This is a genomic window from Robiginitalea insularis (assembly GCF_052497835.1).
In genome coordinates, this window is the sequence record NZ_CP199296.1 from 2,434,311 (window position 1) to 2,451,621 (window position 17,311).

A 17,311-nucleotide genomic window follows, 5' to 3' on the forward strand; every position below is an offset into this window, starting at 1 on the left:
GGATTAACGCTGTTGGGCGTCGTGGTTATTGGTTAGGGTTAAGAATTGCTTTTCCAGGCTTTCCTTGCGTTTAACCAGGTGGGAGAGCACGATCTTATTTTTAAAGCAGGTATCGTTCAGGAAAGCAGCTTCCATGGGCTCTGCCAGATAGGCGATAATCAGCCCATCTTCATTTTTGATATTGACAAAATCATCACTGCTTTTAAGGAATTCCAGGAGTCTTTCCGGGGTTTCGCTTTTCAGCTCAAAGTAGCCGTGGCTTGCCATCATGCCATCCACAGAACCAGAGTAAAGATTGACACCCTTGCGGAGGATGACCACATGCGAACACACCTTTTCCACCTCATCCAGCAAATGTGAGGCCAGCAGTATAGTCGTACCCTGTGCGGCAATTTGTTTGATCAGTTCCCGGATTTGATGGATACCCTGAGGGTCCAGCCCGTTGGTGGGTTCGTCAAGGATCAGGATCTCCGGATCATTCAGCAGGGCAGAAGCTATGGCCAGCCGCTGTTTCATCCCAAGGGAATAGGTCTTGAATTTGCTGTCTTTGCGCTCCCAGAGGCCCACCAGTTCCAATTTTTCCTGAATGCGGGTTTCGGGTACTTCCTTGATCTTACAGACCAGCCTGAGGTTTTGCACCGCAGACATGTAAGGGTAGAAATTGGGCCTTTCAATGATAGCCCCTACTTTTTTAAGCGCCTGGTGGGTTGAGGTATTCCCCCCAAACCAGCTAAAGCTCCCCGAAGTCCGGTTTACAACATTCAGGACAATCCCCAGCGTCGTGGATTTTCCGCTACCGTTCGGGCCTAAAATGCCGTATACATTGCCTTTTTCGATTGTGAAGGAAAGGTCCTTGACAGCTGTCAGATGACCAAATTTTTTGGTGAGGTTGGTTACAGTTAAAATGGTTTTCAAAGAGTATCTATTTAGTGGTGACTCTAGTTAGTTGACGAAGAAATCCGTAATTTGTTACAAACTAATAATAAATCTTCCCATATGGCCCAAGAGCGCCTGATGTCCAAAAAAAAACCTGCTTTCCCGGTATGTAAGGCCCTGGATGCCTATCTGGATCAGTATAACCGCAAAATCGAGATCCCTATTTTTTATGATGACCTCTTGCGTTTTGCAGGCTCTGTGGTGGTATATGACAATGAGGGGGAAGACACCCTCTGGGTTCGGGTATATTATTCCGACTCCGACCGGCTGGAAATAGACCTCAGCCTGAAGCGGGTGTATTCCATCCTGCACTCAGATGGGAGCGACCGCATTTTTCAATACCTCAATGTGGATTTCGTGGACTATTGCACTTTTGGCAATTCAAAACCTTTCCGCATCCGGGTTCGGAACATCCTCAATGACAATTTTACATATTTCTATGTAAAAAAAACGGATGCCTCCAGAATCTATGGGCTGGAGCTGGAGCATATGCTTTCCCCTTACAACCTGAACTTCCTGGTGTACCAAGATACTTTAATTGAAGAGCATATTGCGGGCATTCCGGGGGATGTTTTTATAAAGGATATGCTTCCCGATTGTACAGAATCTGAAAAAGCGCAGCTGGCCAAGGAGTTTGTTAAATTCAATGAGCGCTGTATGATCCGTTTACTCGGGGATATGCGCTCTTACAATTACGTGATTGTACCCGTCCACGATTTTGATCATGTGGTTTACAAAATCCGTGCGATTGATTTTGACCAGCAGTGTTACGAAGGGAAATTAAAGGTGTACCTGCCGCAATTCTTCAAGGAAAACAATACCATGGTGGATCTGGTCAGCAATAAACTCCTGAGCGATTCGGTAGAGCAGTACAAGGTGGAAGAGCGGTCTATAGTGGCCAAACGGATTATCAGTTCCGGAAACCGTATCCGGCGGCTGATACAGATTGCAGTAAAGGATAAAATCTCTGTTCCTGAAAATGTAGACCGGCTGCGGACCGAGATACACGACCTCACCCTGGATGTACATTTTAAGAAGTGTGAAACCATGGGGGAGATCCTGGCGGAGGCCCTGGACTTTGTTAAGCGCAACTACGAAGACGTAAGCATGAAGCAGATCATTGAAAAGCGGATTAAAATATAATCTGCGAACCGTGCTTTCTAAATTCTGACTCTTAACTTTTCTGCTCCCTGTTAAAGTATACCAGGTAGTAATACATCTGTCGTTCTTCGTCCCATCCCTTTTCGACAAATTTTTCGGCAGACTCCGGGTTGATAAAGTCCATTTTGATCTGAATATTGGTATCCAGCTGTATAACGTTTTTAATTTTCTTCCGGGAATCGCTAACTGCCTTATTTGCTATTTGAAAATTGGAAACGTCTTCTATACTGTATTTGGGGCCACGCTCGGTTTTATAGTGCTTGAACTCCGGGATCAGTTCCGGGTTTTCCATCACTTCATTGAGGAACTGGCTCTCTTCAAAGGTGTCATTTTTGGCGAAGTGGTTTACCGCCCGGTTCATAAAAAGGACCTCCTGCTGTTTGTCTTCAGCCGGGAAAACAACATCCTTGGCAAAATTTTGACAGAACTTCAGGTAATTCTTGGTGTAAAAGGTTTCGTCAGTAAGCGGCGCCAGCCCCAGAAATTCCTGCAGCCAGTATTTGGCGTCGTAGCGATTGCTGTCTGAGGAGAGTACTTTGTATCCATTTTCCTTATCCCTGTTGAATATCAGGCAGCCCTTGTCCAGGCGATGCAGGTTTACCCCCTGCTGAATAAGCATGTCCAGGTCGGCCCCTTTTTCCTGAAACTGTAAAAAATCCTGTTTTAACTCACTTTTAAAGATCCCCAGGGCATCCGTCTTCTCATTATCCAGTAAAACGTCCGTAAAATAGGCTACATAGCATTCTCCGCTTTTGATATGCGGGTGATTGGATTGCGAAAACAGGTGGGTGGCAATATCCTTGGAAACCTGGTGCAGGCTGGAAGGTTGTTCAAAAACGCGGCTGGCTGCCTCAAATATGGAATGAAACTCCAGCCCGGCATCGTGTTGAAACCGATAATAGTTTTCCTCTTTTTCCCGGAAAGGCTTAAAGAAAAATTCCTTAAGCAGCCCGCTGATCTCATCATTGAGGCGATAGGGGTTCTCAGATAAAAAGAGGGGTTCTGCACGGTGTTTATTTCCGACCCGATGCAGGGAAACGGCTTCAAGCTGTGTGGCGTAGAGGTTAAGCATATAAAGTTGTGTTTAAATTGGGGTATTTCAGCTGTGGCGGATTAATTCCAGTTTTCGTCAAAATCCATATCGTCATAGCTGCCAAAGGGCTCATCCAGTTCCGGACCTTCATTGGCCTCAAATCTTTTTTCAGGGGGAGATTCAGGTACCTCCCCAAAACTAAAGAGGAGATTGGGATAGCTTCTGCCGTCTTCCTTGGGCGTAATATCTGCCAGCTCAACAAAGAAGGTCCACATATTCAGAAAATCGTATACGTAAAGCAATTTTGGGGAATCCTCATCCATTACATCCGACAGGGTTATCGCCCTCATCAGATGTCCGTCCTCATCTCCTTCTGAAAGGTCGAACAACGGAATCTCTTCGTCCTGAACCCAATTTTCGTCACAGGTGTAAAAGGAAGCCATCTCCTCTCCCAGAAATCCAAAGCTCTGGGTGATTGCGTTGTGCAATTCCTCCAGATTGCTTCCGGCTTCCAGTTCGAGGTCCCGGAAAATATCCTCCTCCGCATCCAGAATAACCCTGATTTTATAAATCATCAACTGTTAATTTTTAAATTCCGGCAAAGTTACAAAGAAATGCGCGTTCTGGCCGCCTGAATCATTTCCAGCAGCAGCTTCCATTGCAGGCCAAACAGTAATGCTGCCATGACCAGGTGAATCGGCTGGCTTCCCCAGGGAAAATCCAGGTAATTCATTGCCACTCCGGTAAAGATGATCATAAACAGTATCCCCAGAAGCGGGTAAATCTTTGGATAACCCAGGTTTCGGGAATAAATCCGATAGGCCACCCAGAGGTGCAATACCAGGACGATGATGGAAAAAGAGCGGTGGACATAGAAGATCATTTCAGGCTCCAATAGCCACAGCTGCTTGTTTTCAGCCCCCAGCAACTCACTTTGTTCGTCCACAAATTGCCGGACCTGTGTTCCCATCAGGATCTGGAAAAGGCTCAGTATAGCAGTGAGGATCCAAAGTCGCAGGGTTTGGGTATCGTTCCGCCTTAACGGATCCTGGGGCTTTAGCTGATGGACAATATAGATCAGAATTGCGACGATTACCAGGGCCATAAACATATGTAGTGTTATTTTCACAGGCTCCAGTACAGAGTAAACTACCGTGGCCCCCAGCCACCCCTGAAAGCCAATAGCGACCAGTGCAATAAGGGAGGAGACAAAGCGGCCTGACTTTTCTTTCCACCAGAAAAGGGAGGAGATAAGCATCAAAAGAATACTCAATCCGGCCAGGGCCCCCAGCAACCGGTTGATATATTCTATCCAGGTATGGGCAGCATTGAATTCTGCATAATCGTGTTTGGTATAGGGCTCCCAATTCTGTGGATTGTACTGTGAACCACTGATAAATTCCTCTTTAGACAGCAATAGTTTTTCCTCAACAATAATGACGGCACCTTCGGGATATTCCTTTTCCGGCTTCCAAAGCAATTCTGCTTCCTCGGTAGGCGGAATAAGGTATCCAAAACATTTGGGCCAGTCCGGGCAACCCATGCCGCTTCCGGTCATGCGTACCACAGCCCCGGCCAGGATGACGAGATAGACCAGGATCAGAGAGGTTCGGGCCAGTGCCGGGAAAGCCATTTTTATTCGGTTTCTCATCGTTTTACTTTTTCTCTTTTGTTGCTTCCGCTGCAGGGGTGAGCCCTATTTCCATTCCTTTTTTCAGCATAAATCTCAATGCAGGCTCTCGTTCATTGGGGATCTCTCCATCCAGGATAGCTTCTTTGATGGCGTCTTTGATTATTCCAATCTCCCGCGAAGGTTTCAGCTTAAAAGCCTTCATTATTTCCTCCCCGCTAACGGGGGGTTGAAAATTGCGGATGTGGTCGCGCTGTTCTACTTCCTTTATTTTTTCCCGCACCAGCTTAAAATTCCGAAGGTACTTTTTCTGCTTTTTCGGATTTTTGGTAGTGATATCGGCTTCGCACAAGGTCATCAGGTCCTCAATGGCCTCCCCTGCATCAAAAATAAGCCGGCGCACTGCCGAATCGGTAACATAGTCATTGGCAAGCACGATTGGGCGGGAACTCATCATAACCAGCTTCTGCACATACTTCAATTTTTCGTTTAAAGGCAGTTTCAGGCGTTTAAAGAGTTTATACACCATCTTGGAACCCACGTATTCATGTCCGTGAAAGGTCCATCCGGCCTTTTTGTCAAATCGCTTGGTAGGCGCTTTGCCAATGTCGTGTAAGAGGGCCGCCCAGCGCAACCACAGATCATCGGTAGCCCTGGAGATATTGTCTACAACTTCCAGGGTGTGCCAGAAATTATCTTTATGACGCTGTCCTTCTATTTCCTCTATTCCTTTCAGGGCTATTAATTCGGGGATGATTAGGTTTAACAGCCCTGTGCGGTGCAACAATTCCAGGCCTACGGACGGCTGGTTTGTTAGTAGTATTTTGTGCAACTCCTCGGTAATCCTTTCGTTGGATACAATCTTTAAACGGTTGCGCTGCCCGGAGATGGCTTCGAGTGAAGCCTTTTCGATTTCAAATTGCAGCTGTGCGGCAAAACGGATGGCCCTGATCATTCGCAGGGGATCGTCTGAGTAGGTTTTACTTGGCTCCAGAGGGGTTCGGATACATTTCCTTTCCAAATCTGCCAGCCCCCCGAAAGGATCGGATAATTTCCCGAAGGAATCCCCCTGAAGCGATAGTGCCAGGGCATTTATGGTAAAGTCGCGCCTGTTCTGGTCATCTTCAAGGCTACCGTCTTCCACCACCGGTTTCCGACTATCCCGGTTATAACTCTCCTTACGGGCGCCCACGAACTCCAGCTGCAGGTCTCCGTGTTTGAGCATGGCAGTTCCAAAATTCCTGAAGACCGTTACTTTGGGTTTTTCAGGTAGTTTTGCAGCAACTGCCTTTGCCAGCCGGATACCGCTGCCCAGGGCCACAACATCAATATCTTTTTTTTGCCCTCTTTTCAAGAAGAAATCCCTGACATAGCCGCCTATTACATAAGCCTGTATGCCTTCTTGGCCAGCTGCCTCCCCTATCAGTTTGAAGATGGGGTTTTCAAGTGCTTCGGTATAGAATTTTTCAGACGGCATACTAAAGAATTCAGGGCTAACCCGGAACCTGGTCCACAGGGTTCTAAATTAACGGTGCAAAGGTACCACTTCGTTCACAGCTGTTAAAATCTGAACTGCGGATTTAAAGCAGTCAGCGTAATTTTATAAGTCGGGGCCGTAGGACGTGATGGCTTTTTGACCATTGAGGGGCGGCAGGTTTAAATAAGACCCAATTATTTTGTTATAGCTATCCGGTTTGAATTCCTGTCTTCCATCACCGGGATAGAAAGTCATCTCGCCGAACACAATGCGTCCCTGCAGATTATAAAAATCTACCCGCACGAAGGGGAAGCCCTTCGCCAGTTTTTCGGCCAGTGCGATCATCTGCTCAAATTTAGGCGGCTTATCTGCGGTTTCGGCAGACAATCCCCCGCTGCCCTTGGTGAAAGGGAGTTTCTTCCAATCGGGATCATAGAATAATTTCTGGTGATCGTTTTCCCTTTCCAGGTCCAGTTGCAGGAATTTTACCTTGCCGTCAAAACAGTAAAACTTGTAATCGCTGATTGTGCTCCTGCCCAGTTCGCTCAAGAATGCCTCTGCTATCAGCTTGGGTTTTACATCCTTGTAAGCCCATTCCAGGCCCCCGCGGTAGTATTGGTTACGGGCCATCCATTTTCGCATCAGATAACGCGCCCGGTGCTTGTTCAGTTTGGATTTATCCTTAACAATGAGGTTAAAATTATATCCGTGGGCCCCTTTAATTACAAATTTTTCAGGCAGCTGATCAAAGTCCACATCGCCCGCCCTGTAGTAAACCTGGTACAATTCATTGAGGTAGGTTTCTCCTATGCGATCTGACACGAATGAGCGCACGGCGTATTTATCCACCAGCTGGTTGAGAATGGGAGGCTTGTAGTGTACTTTCAGCCATTGAATCTTTTCATTAAATTCTCCTGGGTTTGCCAGGTTGAGTTTTTTGCCGGTATAGTACTGGTAATATATTTTTACATACAGCTCCGGGGGAAGGAATTTGAATTTTTTTAGCAGGCCCAGCAGCAGTCTCTTCAAAGTTGGAAATATTAATGGTAGTCTTGCAAAGATAAACTTTTAAGACTTTCTTACTTTTGTCCTTATAATTCTGTTTACCTATGTACGACCCTAAAATTTCTGTTATCATCAGTACCTACAATTCGGAGCGCTGGCTGGAAAAGGTACTCTGGGGTTTTAACTGCCAGATTTTTAAAAATTTTGAGGTGGTGATTGCCGATGACGGGTCCGGACCTGCAACACGGGAACTAATCGAACGGATGCGGGGAGAGGTATTCTTTGATATTATCCACGTTTGGCAGGAAGACGACGGCTTCCAGAAATCCAGGATCCTGAATAAGGCGGTAGTTGCCTGTACAACACCCTACATCATCATGACCGACGGAGACTGTATTCCCCGGAATGATTTTGTGGAAGTACACTATATCAACAAGGAAGAGGGTTATTTTATCTCAGGGGGGTATTATATGCTGCCCATGAATATTTCCCAGCTGATTACCAAAGAAGACATTGAGGCGCAGCGTTGCTTTAATATCCACTGGCTTAAAGAAAAAGGGGTTCCCAAGACTTTTAAAAACAACAAACTGCGCGCCCGTGGCCTGGTTTCAAAAATATTTAATACGCTAACCCCTACCAATGCCAGTTGGAACGGGCACAACAGTTCCGGATGGAAAAAAGATATCCTGAATGTAAACGGCTTTGATGAAAGGATGCAGTATGGCGGGCAGGACCGGGAACTGGGGGAGCGTTTATTTAACTTTGGGATCAAATCCAAGCAGTTGAGGTACAGCGCGGTATGCGTGCACCTGGATCATAAACGCGGATATAAAACTCCGGAATCTATGGAGAAGAATGCGGCTATTCGCCGGGAAACGCGCAAAAACAAGCAGGTCTGGACCTATTACGGCATTACCAAATAGTAGGCAATCTGATTTTTTTGTTCCAGCTTTTTTAATTCCCTGTATCGCTCCAGTACACCCAGGGCGTTCAGATAACAGATGATCATCCCTTTTTTGCCATCCAGGATTCCCAATCTCAGCAAGTAGTGGTTGACGAATTTCCAGCTGGGCTTCACCAACATGTACAGGTAGTTGAAATGGTTCTCTCTGTAAAAGTCCTCTTTGGCTTTCAGGCGGCCGTAGTGCAGCATTTTACTCTTGTAATCCGCATAGGATTTGTAACAGTAATGGATCAGTTTGTTGTTCAGTATTCCTGAACTGCCATTGACCACCAGAGTTTCGTGTACTATTTTCCGATCTGAAAAACGGGCCTTACTTTTTCGGAAAAGCCGGTAATTTTTATCGGTTTGCCATCCACTGAAATTCAGCGGATTTTTCTGAAACATAAATTTGCGGTAAAACCAATAGGCAGCATGCTGCGGGTCATTATTAACCGTATCCAGGATTTCTTTCTGTAATTCGTCAGAAATGACCTCGTCTGCATCCGGGAAAAGAATCCAGTCATGGCTGGCCTGTTTCAGCGCAAAAGACTTTTGAAGTGTGAAGTTTTCAAAGGGGTGCTGAATAACCGTAACGCCTTGCTGTTGTTGCAGGTACTCGAAAGTGCCGTCTGTACTGTATGAATCCACAACAATAATCTCATCAGCGAATCTCAGGGATTCCAGGCATTTTTCGATATACCCGATTTCATTATAAGTGATGACAAGGGCGGAGATACGGGCTTGGTTTTCTGGTTGCATTGTGACTTACTAAAACAAATTGGTAAAATCATAACAAAGAAACGACGAAAAAATTGTTTAAACACGGGATTTTGTGGGATGTTTCTGTAATTTATGAACCCCTTAATAAAGGGGGTAACAGACTGGCATTCCCCTAATTTACGGTAGTCTTTTATCCTGATATGTTAATAATTATCAGGGTTTTGGATATTTTTCGCAATCCTGCTTGCGCGTGTTTAATTTTTGCTAAACAGCTACATTGTACTGCCTCAGGGCGTCGTTCAGGGATGTTTTTTTATCGGTACTTGCCTTTCGCTGCCCGATGATCAGTGCACAGGGGACCTGGTAGGACCCGGCTGGGAACGTTTTGGTATAACTCCCCGGAATGACAACCGAACGCGGAGGAACATATCCCTTGTGCTCCACAGCCTGCTCCCCGCTTACGTCAATGATTTTTGTTGAGGCGGTCAAAACCACATTGGCACCCAATACGGCCTCCTTTCCGACCCTGACACCTTCCACCACTATACAGCGACTTCCGATAAATGCGTTGTCCTCAATGATGACAGGGGATGCCTGCAGGGGTTCCAAAACGCCGCCAATCCCCACCCCGCCGCTGAGGTGAACATTTTTGCCAATTTGGGCACAACTCCCTACGGTAGCCCAGGTATCCACCATAGTTCCCTCGTCCACATAGGCACCTATGTTTACGTAACTCGGCATCATAATGACTCCAGGCGCCAGATAGGCACCGTGCCGGGCCACGGCATGTGGTACTACCCGTACTCCCTTGGCTTCATATCCTTTCTTTAAAGGGATTTTATCGTGATATTCAAATATGCCCGCTTCCAGGGTCTCCATTTTCTGGATTGGAAAATAGAGCACCACTGCTTTTTTGACCCAGCTGTTGATTTCCCAGCCATCCGGCCCCGGAATGGCACAACGGAGTTTTCCCTGATCAATCTGATCGATAACTTCCCGGATAGCGGCCTGGGTTTCAAGGTCCTTTAACAAATCACGGTTATCCCATGCTGCTTCTATACGCTGGCGAACTGCTGTCATTTTAAAAATTTTGCTCAAAGATAAGGGCTGTGAGGGAATTGAAGCCTGATTTTTTCAGCTATAACAATTATTGCCCTATTTTTGCAAAAAATGACGCTTGGGAAGAATTCTGGCCTTTGACTTCGGATATAAACGCACGGGAATTGCGGTAACGGACCATCTTAAAATTATTGCCTCCGGTCTCAGTACGGTCCCTACCGGAGAACTGTTTGATTTTCTGGAGCGCTATCTGAAAGAAGAGGAGGTAGAATTATTTGTAGTGGGAGAACCCAGACAAATGGATAATACCCCTTCGGAAATTGAGGGTGCCATACAGAAATTTATCGGCAAATTGCATAAGCGTTTTCCGGGGATACCGGTAGAACGTCAGGATGAACGATTTACTTCCAAAATGGCTGTAAAAAGTATGATAGCAAGCGGCATGAAAAAGAAAAAAAGAAGGGAAAAGGGGCGAATCGATGAAATTAGCGCCACCCTGATCCTGCAGTCTTTTTTAAGTAAGAAAATTATATGATTTTACCAATTGTAGCTTATGGAGACCCGGTGCTCCGCAAAAAGGCAGATTTGCTAGATTCGGATTATCCCGATCTCAAGCAGTTGATATCCGACATGTGGGAGACCATGTACAATGCAAATGGGGTGGGGCTGGCTGCCCCCCAAATTGGCAGGCCAATCCGTCTGTTCCTGGTAGATACGGAACCCTTTGCAGAAGATGAAGAACTGAGCGAATCAGAAAGAGCAGCACTTAAAGGCTTTAAACGAGTATTTATCAACGCCCGCATGGAATCGGAAACCGGTGAAAAATGGGCGTTTAATGAAGGTTGCCTCAGCATCCCTGATATCCGGGAAGACGTGAGCCGTAAGGATACCATTACCCTCACCTACCAGGACGAGAATTTTGAAGAAAGGACCGAGACCTTTGACGGCTTACTGGCACGGGTAATCCAGCATGAATACGATCATATCGAAGGAATACTCTTTACAGATAAACTTTCCTCCCTCAAGAAACGATTATTAAAAGGAAAACTAGCCAATATTTCAAAGGGAAAAATTGAAGTGGATTACAAAATGCGTTTCCCAGCCATGAAAAAGGGCCGTAATTAAACGGACATATCTGTATGCCCTGCAATTAAGTGATGAAATTTCAGAGAGATTACACGGAAGAAAAAGAAAGTAGCATCTTTGCGCAAAAATTGAAAAAGAGATGAGTTTAGACAAGATTTTGTCAATAGGGGGTAAACCCGGATTATACCGCTTGCTTACCCAGACCAGATCGGGCTTTGTAGCCGAATCCCTGGTAGATGGCCGGAAACTGACAGTAGGTCTCAGCGGGAACGTAAGTGTTCTTTCAGAGATCGCAATCTATACACTGGAAGAGGAGCTCCCCCTCAGGACTGTCTTTGAAAAAATCAAACAGAAGGAAAACGGGAAGAAAACAGAGATCGATCACAAGGCCGAAAAAATTCGCCTGGAGGAATACTTCTTTGAAATTTTGCCGAATTACGATGAAGACAGGGTTTATGCCAGTGATATCAAAAAGATAATACAGTGGTATAATTTACTTATCTCCAAGGGCCTTGATGACTTTTCAGAACCGGAAGCCTCCGGGCCGGATGCGGCAGCCAAAGACCAGGTTTAACGCCAAAAGGGGGTTACCCGTTTAGTCCCCCGTATGCCAGGGGAGCTCCGCTTTGGGCTTTCCCCAGGGGACCCGTGCTGAGGGATAAAACTGGATCTTTTTACGAGTGAGATAGGGTAATTGGGCTGCCAATCGGTTTTTATAGTCTTCCCACTCCCGTAATTCAGGGCGTGTCCAGCCAATCTCGGCATAGCCGATCAGCCTGGGAAAGGCTAAATACTCCAGTTCGGCAATATTGCTGATGGTTTCAGACCAGAGCGGCGCTTCTATCCCAAGTATATTTTCCTGTCCTATTCCAGGGACATAAGACTCCGGATCCCACTTATAAGCAGTATCCACCGGGATATACGCTGCCCAGTGCAGGCCGAAGACCGAAAGGGAATCGTACTGCATATCCAGATAGGCTTTCTTTGCAGGGGAAAATAGTACCTGCATTCCCTGATTCACAGCGAGGCTGGCATTCTCCTCATCTGCCCAGAACTGGGCAATTGCACTGCTGTCGAGTTTTGCTGTGGCCACTTCATCCCAGCCGATTACCTGTTTCCCGTATTTTTTGACAATGGGTGCAACCCTTTCAATAAAATAAACATAATCTGCTTTGCGGGTTGAATGGCTTTCATCCCCCCCAATGTGGAAATAAGGACCCGGGCTCATGGCGGAGATTTCGCGTACGACATCCTCTATAAAAGCGTATACCGTATCCTTGCGGGTGTCAAAAGTGCTGAACCCTACAGCGGTCCCGGTGTAGAGTTGCGGGGTTTTCCCATTACCGTTCAGAAAGGGGTAAGAAACAGAGGCCGCATTGGTATGCCCGGGCATATCCACCTCGGGGACAATAGTTATATGCCTTGCCGCCGCATAAGCCACGATCTCCCGGTATTCTTCCTGGGTATAAAACCCGCCGGGCCCGCCACCTACTTCCGTGCTTCCACCCACTTCTGTAAGCTTTGGCCAGGACTTGATTTCGATTCGCCAGCCCTGGTCATTGGTCAGGCCGAGGTGGAGAACATTCATTTTGTAGTAGGCCATTACATCCAGGTATTTCTTGACATCCTCTACAGAAAAAAAGTGCCTGGCAACGTCCAGCATGCTGCCCCGAAAGGCGTAACGGGGGGCATCTGTGATTTTTCCGCTGGGCAGGGGCCAGATGGGGTAGGGCGCAAGGGTATCATTGGATGTTTCGGGGATGATCTGGCGGAAGGTTTGTACGGCACGGAATGCACCTGCCGCACTTCCGGCATTGACCAACACAGTATCCCTGCTGATATAGAGTTCATAGGCTTCTTCAGCCATTGTCTCAGAAAGGTTTAAATAAACCGCGCGGTGAATTTCAGCTGTATTTGCACCGTTTAACGGTACTTCTAAGCCCGTCTGTTCCTTAATATAATCTGACAGCATGCCAGCAACTTCGTTAAGCCCCGCATCGCCTGCACTGGAGTAAATTGCGGTATGTTGGTCCAGGCCAAATGCGTTTTCCGTGGCAATAACAGTGGCCGGTTTCGGAATAAAGGGAACGGCGGCCAGGTCGGTTTTGGGAAATTCAATTTCGGGGACGCTATTGTCTGCACATTGGCTGAAGATTACCAATAGGGCCAGGCAAAAAAAGCATTGGAAAAGCAGTCGGGAAAATCTCATGGTTTACGGGTATTATTTTGTGTGTTTAAATCAAAAAAGGGTTTAAGGGTTCGGGCCCATATGGTATAGCCTTTCTGGTTCATATGCAGGCCGTCTTCTATAAAAAGGGAGGGATCCAGTTTTTTACCGTTCAGCATCGGGTTCCATACATCAGCAAAATACAGCAGATCATTTTCGATGGTCATTTTTTGCAGCCTTCGGTTGAAACGCCGGTATTTACCCCTAAGCCGCCATCGACTGATACTGGGTTTTGCCGAGATAAGCACCAGGGGGATTCCCGGAAATCGAGCCTGAATTTCCCTTGTAATTTCCTCTAAGGTACTCAGGACCTGCCCGGGGCGTTTTTTTTCAAATAAATCATTATCCCCTTCATAGATAAAAACCTGTTCGGGCTGGTATTTCAGCACCAGTACATCAAGATAGTAAAGCAGGTCTGTAGCCTGGGAACCCCCGAAACCTGTGTTTACGATCTGCTTTTTACTGAAAACACTATCCAGCCCGCTCCAGAGCCGAATACTGGAACTGCCGGTAAAGACTACTGTAGCCTGATCTGGTTTCCAAATGCTGTCGTATTTTTTGGCCAGGTCTTCAATCTCCGTTCTAAATCGCCGGGGGTCCTGAGCATTCAGTTGGAGGCAGAGGGCTGGTACCAAAGCTAAAAAAAGATAGAAGCGGCAACGGGAACCGGAAAGGAAGTTGCCCGGAAGTCCTTTAGGCATCATTCGGAATCGTTTAGTATGTGGACCCTGGACCAGTCGTAAAAACGGGAAATCCATTGGTCGGATGGGAGATTTTGTTTTTTCATGCCGAAGCCATGCCCTCCGGTACTGTACATATGCAGGCCTGCTACCTTGCCTGCTTCCAGCCAGGAACGGTATAAGTCCACGCTTCCCGTAGCCAGGCCAAGGGGATCATCAGAAGCGCAGATAACCAGCATGGGCGGGGCATTCTCTGGGACCGCTTCTACTGGGTAAGCTGTGGTCCAGGCGTAAACGGGTACCACAAAATCCGGGCGGTTAGCAGCCTCGCTTCTATAGGTTACCCCCATGGTAACGGCTCCACCTGCCGAAAACCCCATAAAGCCGATTTTGTCAGGGTCGATGTTGTATTTTTCTGAGTGGGTTCGAACTTGAGAGATGGCATTGAGCCCATCCTGTACGGAAAAGGGCATTACCTTTGTAACCTCTTCCATAATTTTGGCAGGGTTTTGCTGGCTGAGGACCGTTATTTCCTTCACCCCGTCTTCCCCGCTGGGAACCAGGCGATATTTCAGGACAAAAGCCGTAAATCCTTTTTGGTTGAGCCATCTTGCCACATCCCGTCCTTCACTTTCGATGCTAAGCGCATACAGCTCGCCTCCGGGGGGGATCACTACAGCTGCTCCATTATGCTGGTCTGCGGGTGGGTAAAAGACTTCCAAAACGGGTTCCGACACATTCGTTATTACCTGGTTCTGCCAGATGTTTGAAAAATAATCCTTTTCTCCCCCTTCCCAATTTACGCCCGGCACGGGCTCATGGGCAACCGGAATTTGTTCCGTTTGAGCAGATAAGCAGAGCGGTATCAGGAGAAAAAACCCCAAACCTTTAAATCTAGAGATCATAGTAACTGATTTTGATGGAATAGACCGTCAAGTTATTTCAAAGATGGTATTGAAGCAAATTCCAACCACCTGAGTGCCGCCTTCTTTTTACTTCCGAAAGGTACTGAATTTAGGATACTTTTTGCTATTTCTAATAGCTCCGGGCCGACTCTTTTTCAGACTCTTTTGAGGATTCTGGCTCCAAATATTGTTTAAACAGTTGATTTTCAATCGAAAACTGGAGTTTCTCAATATCCGCAAGGCCTTGTCGCCGGTAAAGTACTTCTCCCTCTGGTGAAAGCAGCAGGGTTAAGGGGAGCTCGCCTGCCCAATCCGGATCGAGCTTCTCCATAATTTGATTTTCCAAAGACACCCTGGCAATGTAGTTAGGCACGGCCGCTCCCTTTTGCCTCAGAAACTCTAGTACCGCTTCTTTATGATCCAGTTGGTCAACAGAGAGGGTCACAACCTCGAATTTACCGGAACCGTATTTCCGCTGCAAATTCATATAATTCGGAAATGCTTCGCTGCAGGATTCACACCAGCTGGCCCAGACCGTCAATAACCGTAATCTCCCAGGGGATGAACGCAGGTCTTCAATGGTATTCGGGTCTGCTTCAATCAATTCGATGGGTATCTTTTGCCAGCCCTGCCCAAATTTACCTTTGTTATTTCCAGGATTGCATCCCAGATATAAGAAGCATAAAAGCAGTAAAGGTAATCTTCTGAGCGCCATTTGAAACAGTATTAGCCCTGCAGGAATTAATTATTGACTTTTTTTGCGTAACCAGGTCCCCTGACAAAACGGCCTGGAAAAGCCCCTGTATGTTCCCCGTTAAGGATGACTGCCTGCCCGTTTACAAAAACATGGGTTATCCCTGTAGCGTATTGATGAGGCTTCTCAAAGGTGGCGTGGTCCTGTACTTTTTCAGGATCAAACAGTACCAGGTCTGCGAAATAGCCATTTTTAAGCAGGCCCCGTTTTTTTAGCTTTAGGTTTTCAGCCGGTAACCCGCTCAGCCTTCGTACGGCCTCTTCGAGGGAAATAAGCTTTCGGTCCCTGACGTAATGTGCCAGCAACCTGCTGAAAGACCCGTATGCCCTGGGATGCGTGCTTTGTGCCAGGAAAGCCCCCTCATTTGTGTAGGACCCGGCATCTGAACAAACAGCCATATAGGGTAGCTGCAGTTTTTTCTCAATATTGTCTTCCTTCATAGAGAAATAAACCACCTGAATCCGGCTGTCGTCTTCATAAATCAGGTCGGCAACAGTTTCTGCCGGGCTGATATTCCGCTCTGCTGCCACCCCGGCAAGGGTTTTGCCGATAAGGTCCCTCAGGGCTTTATTTTTAAAACCCACCAGGAGAATATTTTCCGGGGGTACATGGAAGGCAACCTCGGCAATCATCTGTTTTCGCCTGGCCGGATCTGCCATCAGGGCCATAGTGGCCTGGTGGCCACCGTCTTTAGCCCATGCCGGCAGCAGGACATTCAGGCCGGTAGAACTCGCATTGTACATATACATATCAGTAGTAATTTGGAGCCCCTCTTCCCTTGCCTTTTCAATCAGGCTGATGGCGCTGTCCAAAAGGTGCCAATTGGCTTCTCCGGAAGCCTTGAAGTGATAAACTTCAGAACGGATATCTGCATCCCGGGCAATTTGAATGAGTTCTTTTACTGCAAAGAGCAGGCTGTCTTCCTCATTGCGGATATGGGAGATATACATTCCGTCATATTCAGCCGCCACTTTAGCCAGTTCTGTTATTTCCGCTGTCCCGGCATGTCCGCTGGGGACATAGATCAGGGAGGTAGACATACCCACTGCCCCCTCTTCCATGGCCTGCCGGACCAGGGATTTCATTTCATCCATTTATTCCGGACCGGGGGGCCGCTTTTCGTAGCCCATCACATATTTACGAAGCGTCCCGTTTCCAACAAAGGAGGCGACATTGGTAGAAATCCCCTTAGATTCCAAATGCTGCAGATATTCTCCAAGGGTGTTCCAGGGAACTTCGTACTGCAATTCCTGCTGGCCTTCTATCATTTCTGATTTCATTTCCGCATTGAGGGGCCCCATTGAAGTGCCTTCCCCCATTACTTCCAGGGTAACCCCCTGCCGGATATCACTTTGTGAACGCCCGTCCGCTAGCAGGGTCACATTCGCCCAGCTAAGCATGTTGATAAAGCCGGGGGCCAGGTGCAGACCTGCGGCATCCAGCTCCTCTGTGGCCACAGCTTTGCTAAGGTCACCTATAAAGGCAATGGTGTCTGCCTGCACGGCCAGGTCCGCATCATAGGCAGGGTTACCGGTGCCATCCAGGATGCGTGCGTTCCGGATAATCAGGTCATAAGAGGGAGGAGTGCTGCAGCTAACCGTCAGTAGTACGGTAAGCAAAAGGGACAATGCGTATTTGTTCATCTTATCAGGTCGGTTGTTGTCTCTTAAAATTACTGTAAATCCGGCTGGTAAC

At 47.1% G+C, this 17,311-nt stretch carries 19 protein-coding genes; 5 read left to right on the forward strand and 14 right to left on the reverse strand.

The features are described 5' to 3' along the window. Positions 1-3: 3 nt before the first annotated feature. On the reverse strand, positions 4-915 hold the full coding sequence (locus ACT6NV_RS10985; RefSeq protein WP_445384498.1) for an ABC transporter ATP-binding protein: 912 nt from the start codon (positions 913-915) through the stop codon (positions 4-6). An 81-nt stretch (positions 916-996) separates the two neighbouring features. Between ACT6NV_RS10985 and ACT6NV_RS10990 the strand changes: the two genes are divergently transcribed. Next, positions 997-2,079: a hypothetical protein gene (locus tag ACT6NV_RS10990; protein ID WP_445384499.1), complete on the forward strand. Its 1,083-nt coding sequence runs from the start codon at positions 997-999 to the stop codon at positions 2,077-2,079. A 31-nt stretch (positions 2,080-2,110) separates the two neighbouring features. On the opposite strand, the gene ACT6NV_RS10995 is transcribed toward ACT6NV_RS10990, so the two are convergent. From ACT6NV_RS10995 to ACT6NV_RS11015, 5 genes are all read right to left on the reverse strand, one after another. Beyond that, positions 2,111-3,169, reverse strand: a complete 1,059-nt coding sequence (locus ACT6NV_RS10995) for a nucleoid-associated protein (RefSeq protein WP_445381665.1) — start codon at positions 3,167-3,169, stop codon at positions 2,111-2,113. A 41-nt stretch (positions 3,170-3,210) separates the two neighbouring features. Then, positions 3,211-3,705 (reverse strand): IS1096 element passenger TnpR family protein, encoded by a 495-nt coding sequence (locus ACT6NV_RS11000; protein ID WP_445384500.1) that lies wholly within the window; start codon positions 3,703-3,705, stop codon positions 3,211-3,213. Positions 3,706-3,734: 29 nt separating this feature from the next. Further along, positions 3,735-4,781 carry a COX15/CtaA family protein gene (locus ACT6NV_RS11005; RefSeq protein ID WP_445384501.1) on the reverse strand — a complete coding sequence of 349 codons (1,047 nt, stop codon included), beginning with the start codon at positions 4,779-4,781 and terminating at the stop codon, positions 3,735-3,737. A 4-nt stretch (positions 4,782-4,785) separates the two neighbouring features. Next, positions 4,786-6,237 (reverse strand): CCA tRNA nucleotidyltransferase, encoded by a 1,452-nt coding sequence (locus tag ACT6NV_RS11010; protein ID WP_445384502.1) that lies wholly within the window; start codon positions 6,235-6,237, stop codon positions 4,786-4,788. A 123-nt stretch (positions 6,238-6,360) separates the two neighbouring features. Next, positions 6,361-7,266: an ATP-grasp fold amidoligase family protein gene (locus ACT6NV_RS11015; protein ID WP_445384503.1), complete on the reverse strand. Its 906-nt coding sequence runs from the start codon at positions 7,264-7,266 to the stop codon at positions 6,361-6,363. Between the two features lie 80 nt (positions 7,267-7,346). Between ACT6NV_RS11015 and ACT6NV_RS11020 the strand changes: the two genes are divergently transcribed. Further along, positions 7,347-8,165, forward strand: a complete 819-nt coding sequence (locus tag ACT6NV_RS11020; RefSeq protein ID WP_445384504.1) for a glycosyltransferase family 2 protein — start codon at positions 7,347-7,349, stop codon at positions 8,163-8,165. Here ACT6NV_RS11020 and ACT6NV_RS11025 read toward each other — a convergent pair. Beyond that, a complete protein-coding gene (locus ACT6NV_RS11025; RefSeq protein WP_445384505.1) occupies positions 8,147-8,944 on the reverse strand; it encodes a glycosyltransferase family 2 protein in 798 nt (265 codons plus the stop codon). The two genes, ACT6NV_RS11020 and ACT6NV_RS11025, sit on opposite strands and share 19 nt — an antisense overlap. Positions 8,945-9,169: 225 nt before the next feature. Then, the gene (locus ACT6NV_RS11030) at positions 9,170-9,985 is read right to left on the reverse strand and encodes a 2,3,4,5-tetrahydropyridine-2,6-dicarboxylate N-succinyltransferase (RefSeq protein ID WP_445384506.1); all 816 of its coding nucleotides are present in this window, start codon (positions 9,983-9,985) and stop codon (positions 9,170-9,172) included. A 97-nt stretch (positions 9,986-10,082) separates the two neighbouring features. Here ACT6NV_RS11030 and ruvX point away from each other — a divergent pair, with 97 nt between their 5' ends. From ruvX to ACT6NV_RS11045, 3 genes are all read left to right on the forward strand, one after another. Continuing rightward, a complete protein-coding gene (ruvX, locus tag ACT6NV_RS11035; RefSeq protein ID WP_445384507.1) occupies positions 10,083-10,499 on the forward strand; it encodes a Holliday junction resolvase RuvX in 417 nt (138 codons plus the stop codon). After that, positions 10,496-11,089 (forward strand): peptide deformylase, encoded by a 594-nt coding sequence (def, locus tag ACT6NV_RS11040; RefSeq protein WP_445384508.1) that lies wholly within the window; start codon positions 10,496-10,498, stop codon positions 11,087-11,089. The genes ruvX and def overlap by 4 nt, the downstream gene beginning before the upstream one ends. A 100-nt stretch (positions 11,090-11,189) precedes the next feature. Further along, positions 11,190-11,624 carry a DUF5606 family protein gene (locus ACT6NV_RS11045; RefSeq protein ID WP_445384509.1) on the forward strand — a complete coding sequence of 145 codons (435 nt, stop codon included), beginning with the start codon at positions 11,190-11,192 and terminating at the stop codon, positions 11,622-11,624. A gap of 21 nt (positions 11,625-11,645) precedes the next feature. Here ACT6NV_RS11045 and ACT6NV_RS11050 read toward each other — a convergent pair whose 3' ends face one another. The 6 genes from ACT6NV_RS11050 to ACT6NV_RS11075 form a co-directional block, all read right to left on the reverse strand. Next, positions 11,646-13,259: a family 20 glycosylhydrolase gene (locus ACT6NV_RS11050; RefSeq protein ID WP_445384510.1), complete on the reverse strand. Its 1,614-nt coding sequence runs from the start codon at positions 13,257-13,259 to the stop codon at positions 11,646-11,648. Then, positions 13,256-13,981: a GDSL-type esterase/lipase family protein gene (locus ACT6NV_RS11055; protein WP_445384511.1), complete on the reverse strand. Its 726-nt coding sequence runs from the start codon at positions 13,979-13,981 to the stop codon at positions 13,256-13,258. Before ACT6NV_RS11055 ends, ACT6NV_RS11050 begins: the two co-directional genes overlap by 4 nt. Continuing rightward, positions 13,978-14,862 carry an alpha/beta hydrolase gene (locus ACT6NV_RS11060; RefSeq protein ID WP_445384512.1) on the reverse strand — a complete coding sequence of 295 codons (885 nt, stop codon included), beginning with the start codon at positions 14,860-14,862 and terminating at the stop codon, positions 13,978-13,980. The genes ACT6NV_RS11055 and ACT6NV_RS11060 overlap by 4 nt, the downstream gene beginning before the upstream one ends. Before the next feature lie 130 nt (positions 14,863-14,992). After that, positions 14,993-15,577 carry a TlpA family protein disulfide reductase gene (locus ACT6NV_RS11065; protein ID WP_445384513.1) on the reverse strand — a complete coding sequence of 195 codons (585 nt, stop codon included), beginning with the start codon at positions 15,575-15,577 and terminating at the stop codon, positions 14,993-14,995. 26 nt (positions 15,578-15,603) lie between these two features. Then, a complete protein-coding gene (locus ACT6NV_RS11070; RefSeq protein WP_445384514.1) occupies positions 15,604-16,701 on the reverse strand; it encodes an N-acyl-D-amino-acid deacylase family protein in 1,098 nt (365 codons plus the stop codon). Between the two features lie 9 nt (positions 16,702-16,710). After that, the gene (locus tag ACT6NV_RS11075; RefSeq protein WP_445384515.1) at positions 16,711-17,259 is read right to left on the reverse strand and encodes a hypothetical protein; all 549 of its coding nucleotides are present in this window, start codon (positions 17,257-17,259) and stop codon (positions 16,711-16,713) included. Positions 17,260-17,311 lie beyond the last annotated feature (52 nt).

Bases quoted from the DNA above. Each gene is read 5' to 3' on its own strand.
- ACT6NV_RS11020 (WP_445384504.1), top strand. From the start codon at position 7,347: ATGTACGACCCTAAAATTTCTGTTATCATCAGTACCTACAATTCGGAG.
- ACT6NV_RS11005 (WP_445384501.1), bottom strand. From the start codon at position 4,781: ATGAGAAACCGAATAAAAATGGCTTTCCCGGCACTGGCCCGAACCTCT.
- ACT6NV_RS11075 (WP_445384515.1), bottom strand. From the start codon at position 17,259: ATGAACAAATACGCATTGTCCCTTTTGCTTACCGTACTACTGACGGTT.
- ACT6NV_RS11050 (WP_445384510.1), bottom strand. From the start codon at position 13,259: ATGAGATTTTCCCGACTGCTTTTCCAATGCTTTTTTTGCCTGGCCCTA.
- ACT6NV_RS11030 (WP_445384506.1), bottom strand. From the start codon at position 9,985: ATGACAGCAGTTCGCCAGCGTATAGAAGCAGCATGGGATAACCGTGAT.
- ACT6NV_RS11000 (WP_445384500.1), bottom strand. From the start codon at position 3,705: ATGATTTATAAAATCAGGGTTATTCTGGATGCGGAGGAGGATATTTTC.
- ACT6NV_RS11060 (WP_445384512.1), bottom strand. From the start codon at position 14,862: ATGATCTCTAGATTTAAAGGTTTGGGGTTTTTTCTCCTGATACCGCTC.
- ACT6NV_RS11025 (WP_445384505.1), bottom strand. From the start codon at position 8,944: ATGCAACCAGAAAACCAAGCCCGTATCTCCGCCCTTGTCATCACTTAT.
- ACT6NV_RS11070 (WP_445384514.1), bottom strand. From the start codon at position 16,701: ATGAAATCCCTGGTCCGGCAGGCCATGGAAGAGGGGGCAGTGGGTATG.
- def (WP_445384508.1), top strand. From the start codon at position 10,496: ATGATTTTACCAATTGTAGCTTATGGAGACCCGGTGCTCCGCAAAAAG.
- ACT6NV_RS10990 (WP_445384499.1), top strand. From the start codon at position 997: ATGGCCCAAGAGCGCCTGATGTCCAAAAAAAAACCTGCTTTCCCGGTA.
- ACT6NV_RS11045 (WP_445384509.1), top strand. From the start codon at position 11,190: ATGAGTTTAGACAAGATTTTGTCAATAGGGGGTAAACCCGGATTATAC.
- ACT6NV_RS10995 (WP_445381665.1), bottom strand. From the start codon at position 3,169: ATGCTTAACCTCTACGCCACACAGCTTGAAGCCGTTTCCCTGCATCGG.
- ACT6NV_RS11065 (WP_445384513.1), bottom strand. From the start codon at position 15,577: ATGGCGCTCAGAAGATTACCTTTACTGCTTTTATGCTTCTTATATCTG.
- ACT6NV_RS11055 (WP_445384511.1), bottom strand. From the start codon at position 13,981: ATGATGCCTAAAGGACTTCCGGGCAACTTCCTTTCCGGTTCCCGTTGC.
- ACT6NV_RS11010 (WP_445384502.1), bottom strand. From the start codon at position 6,237: ATGCCGTCTGAAAAATTCTATACCGAAGCACTTGAAAACCCCATCTTC.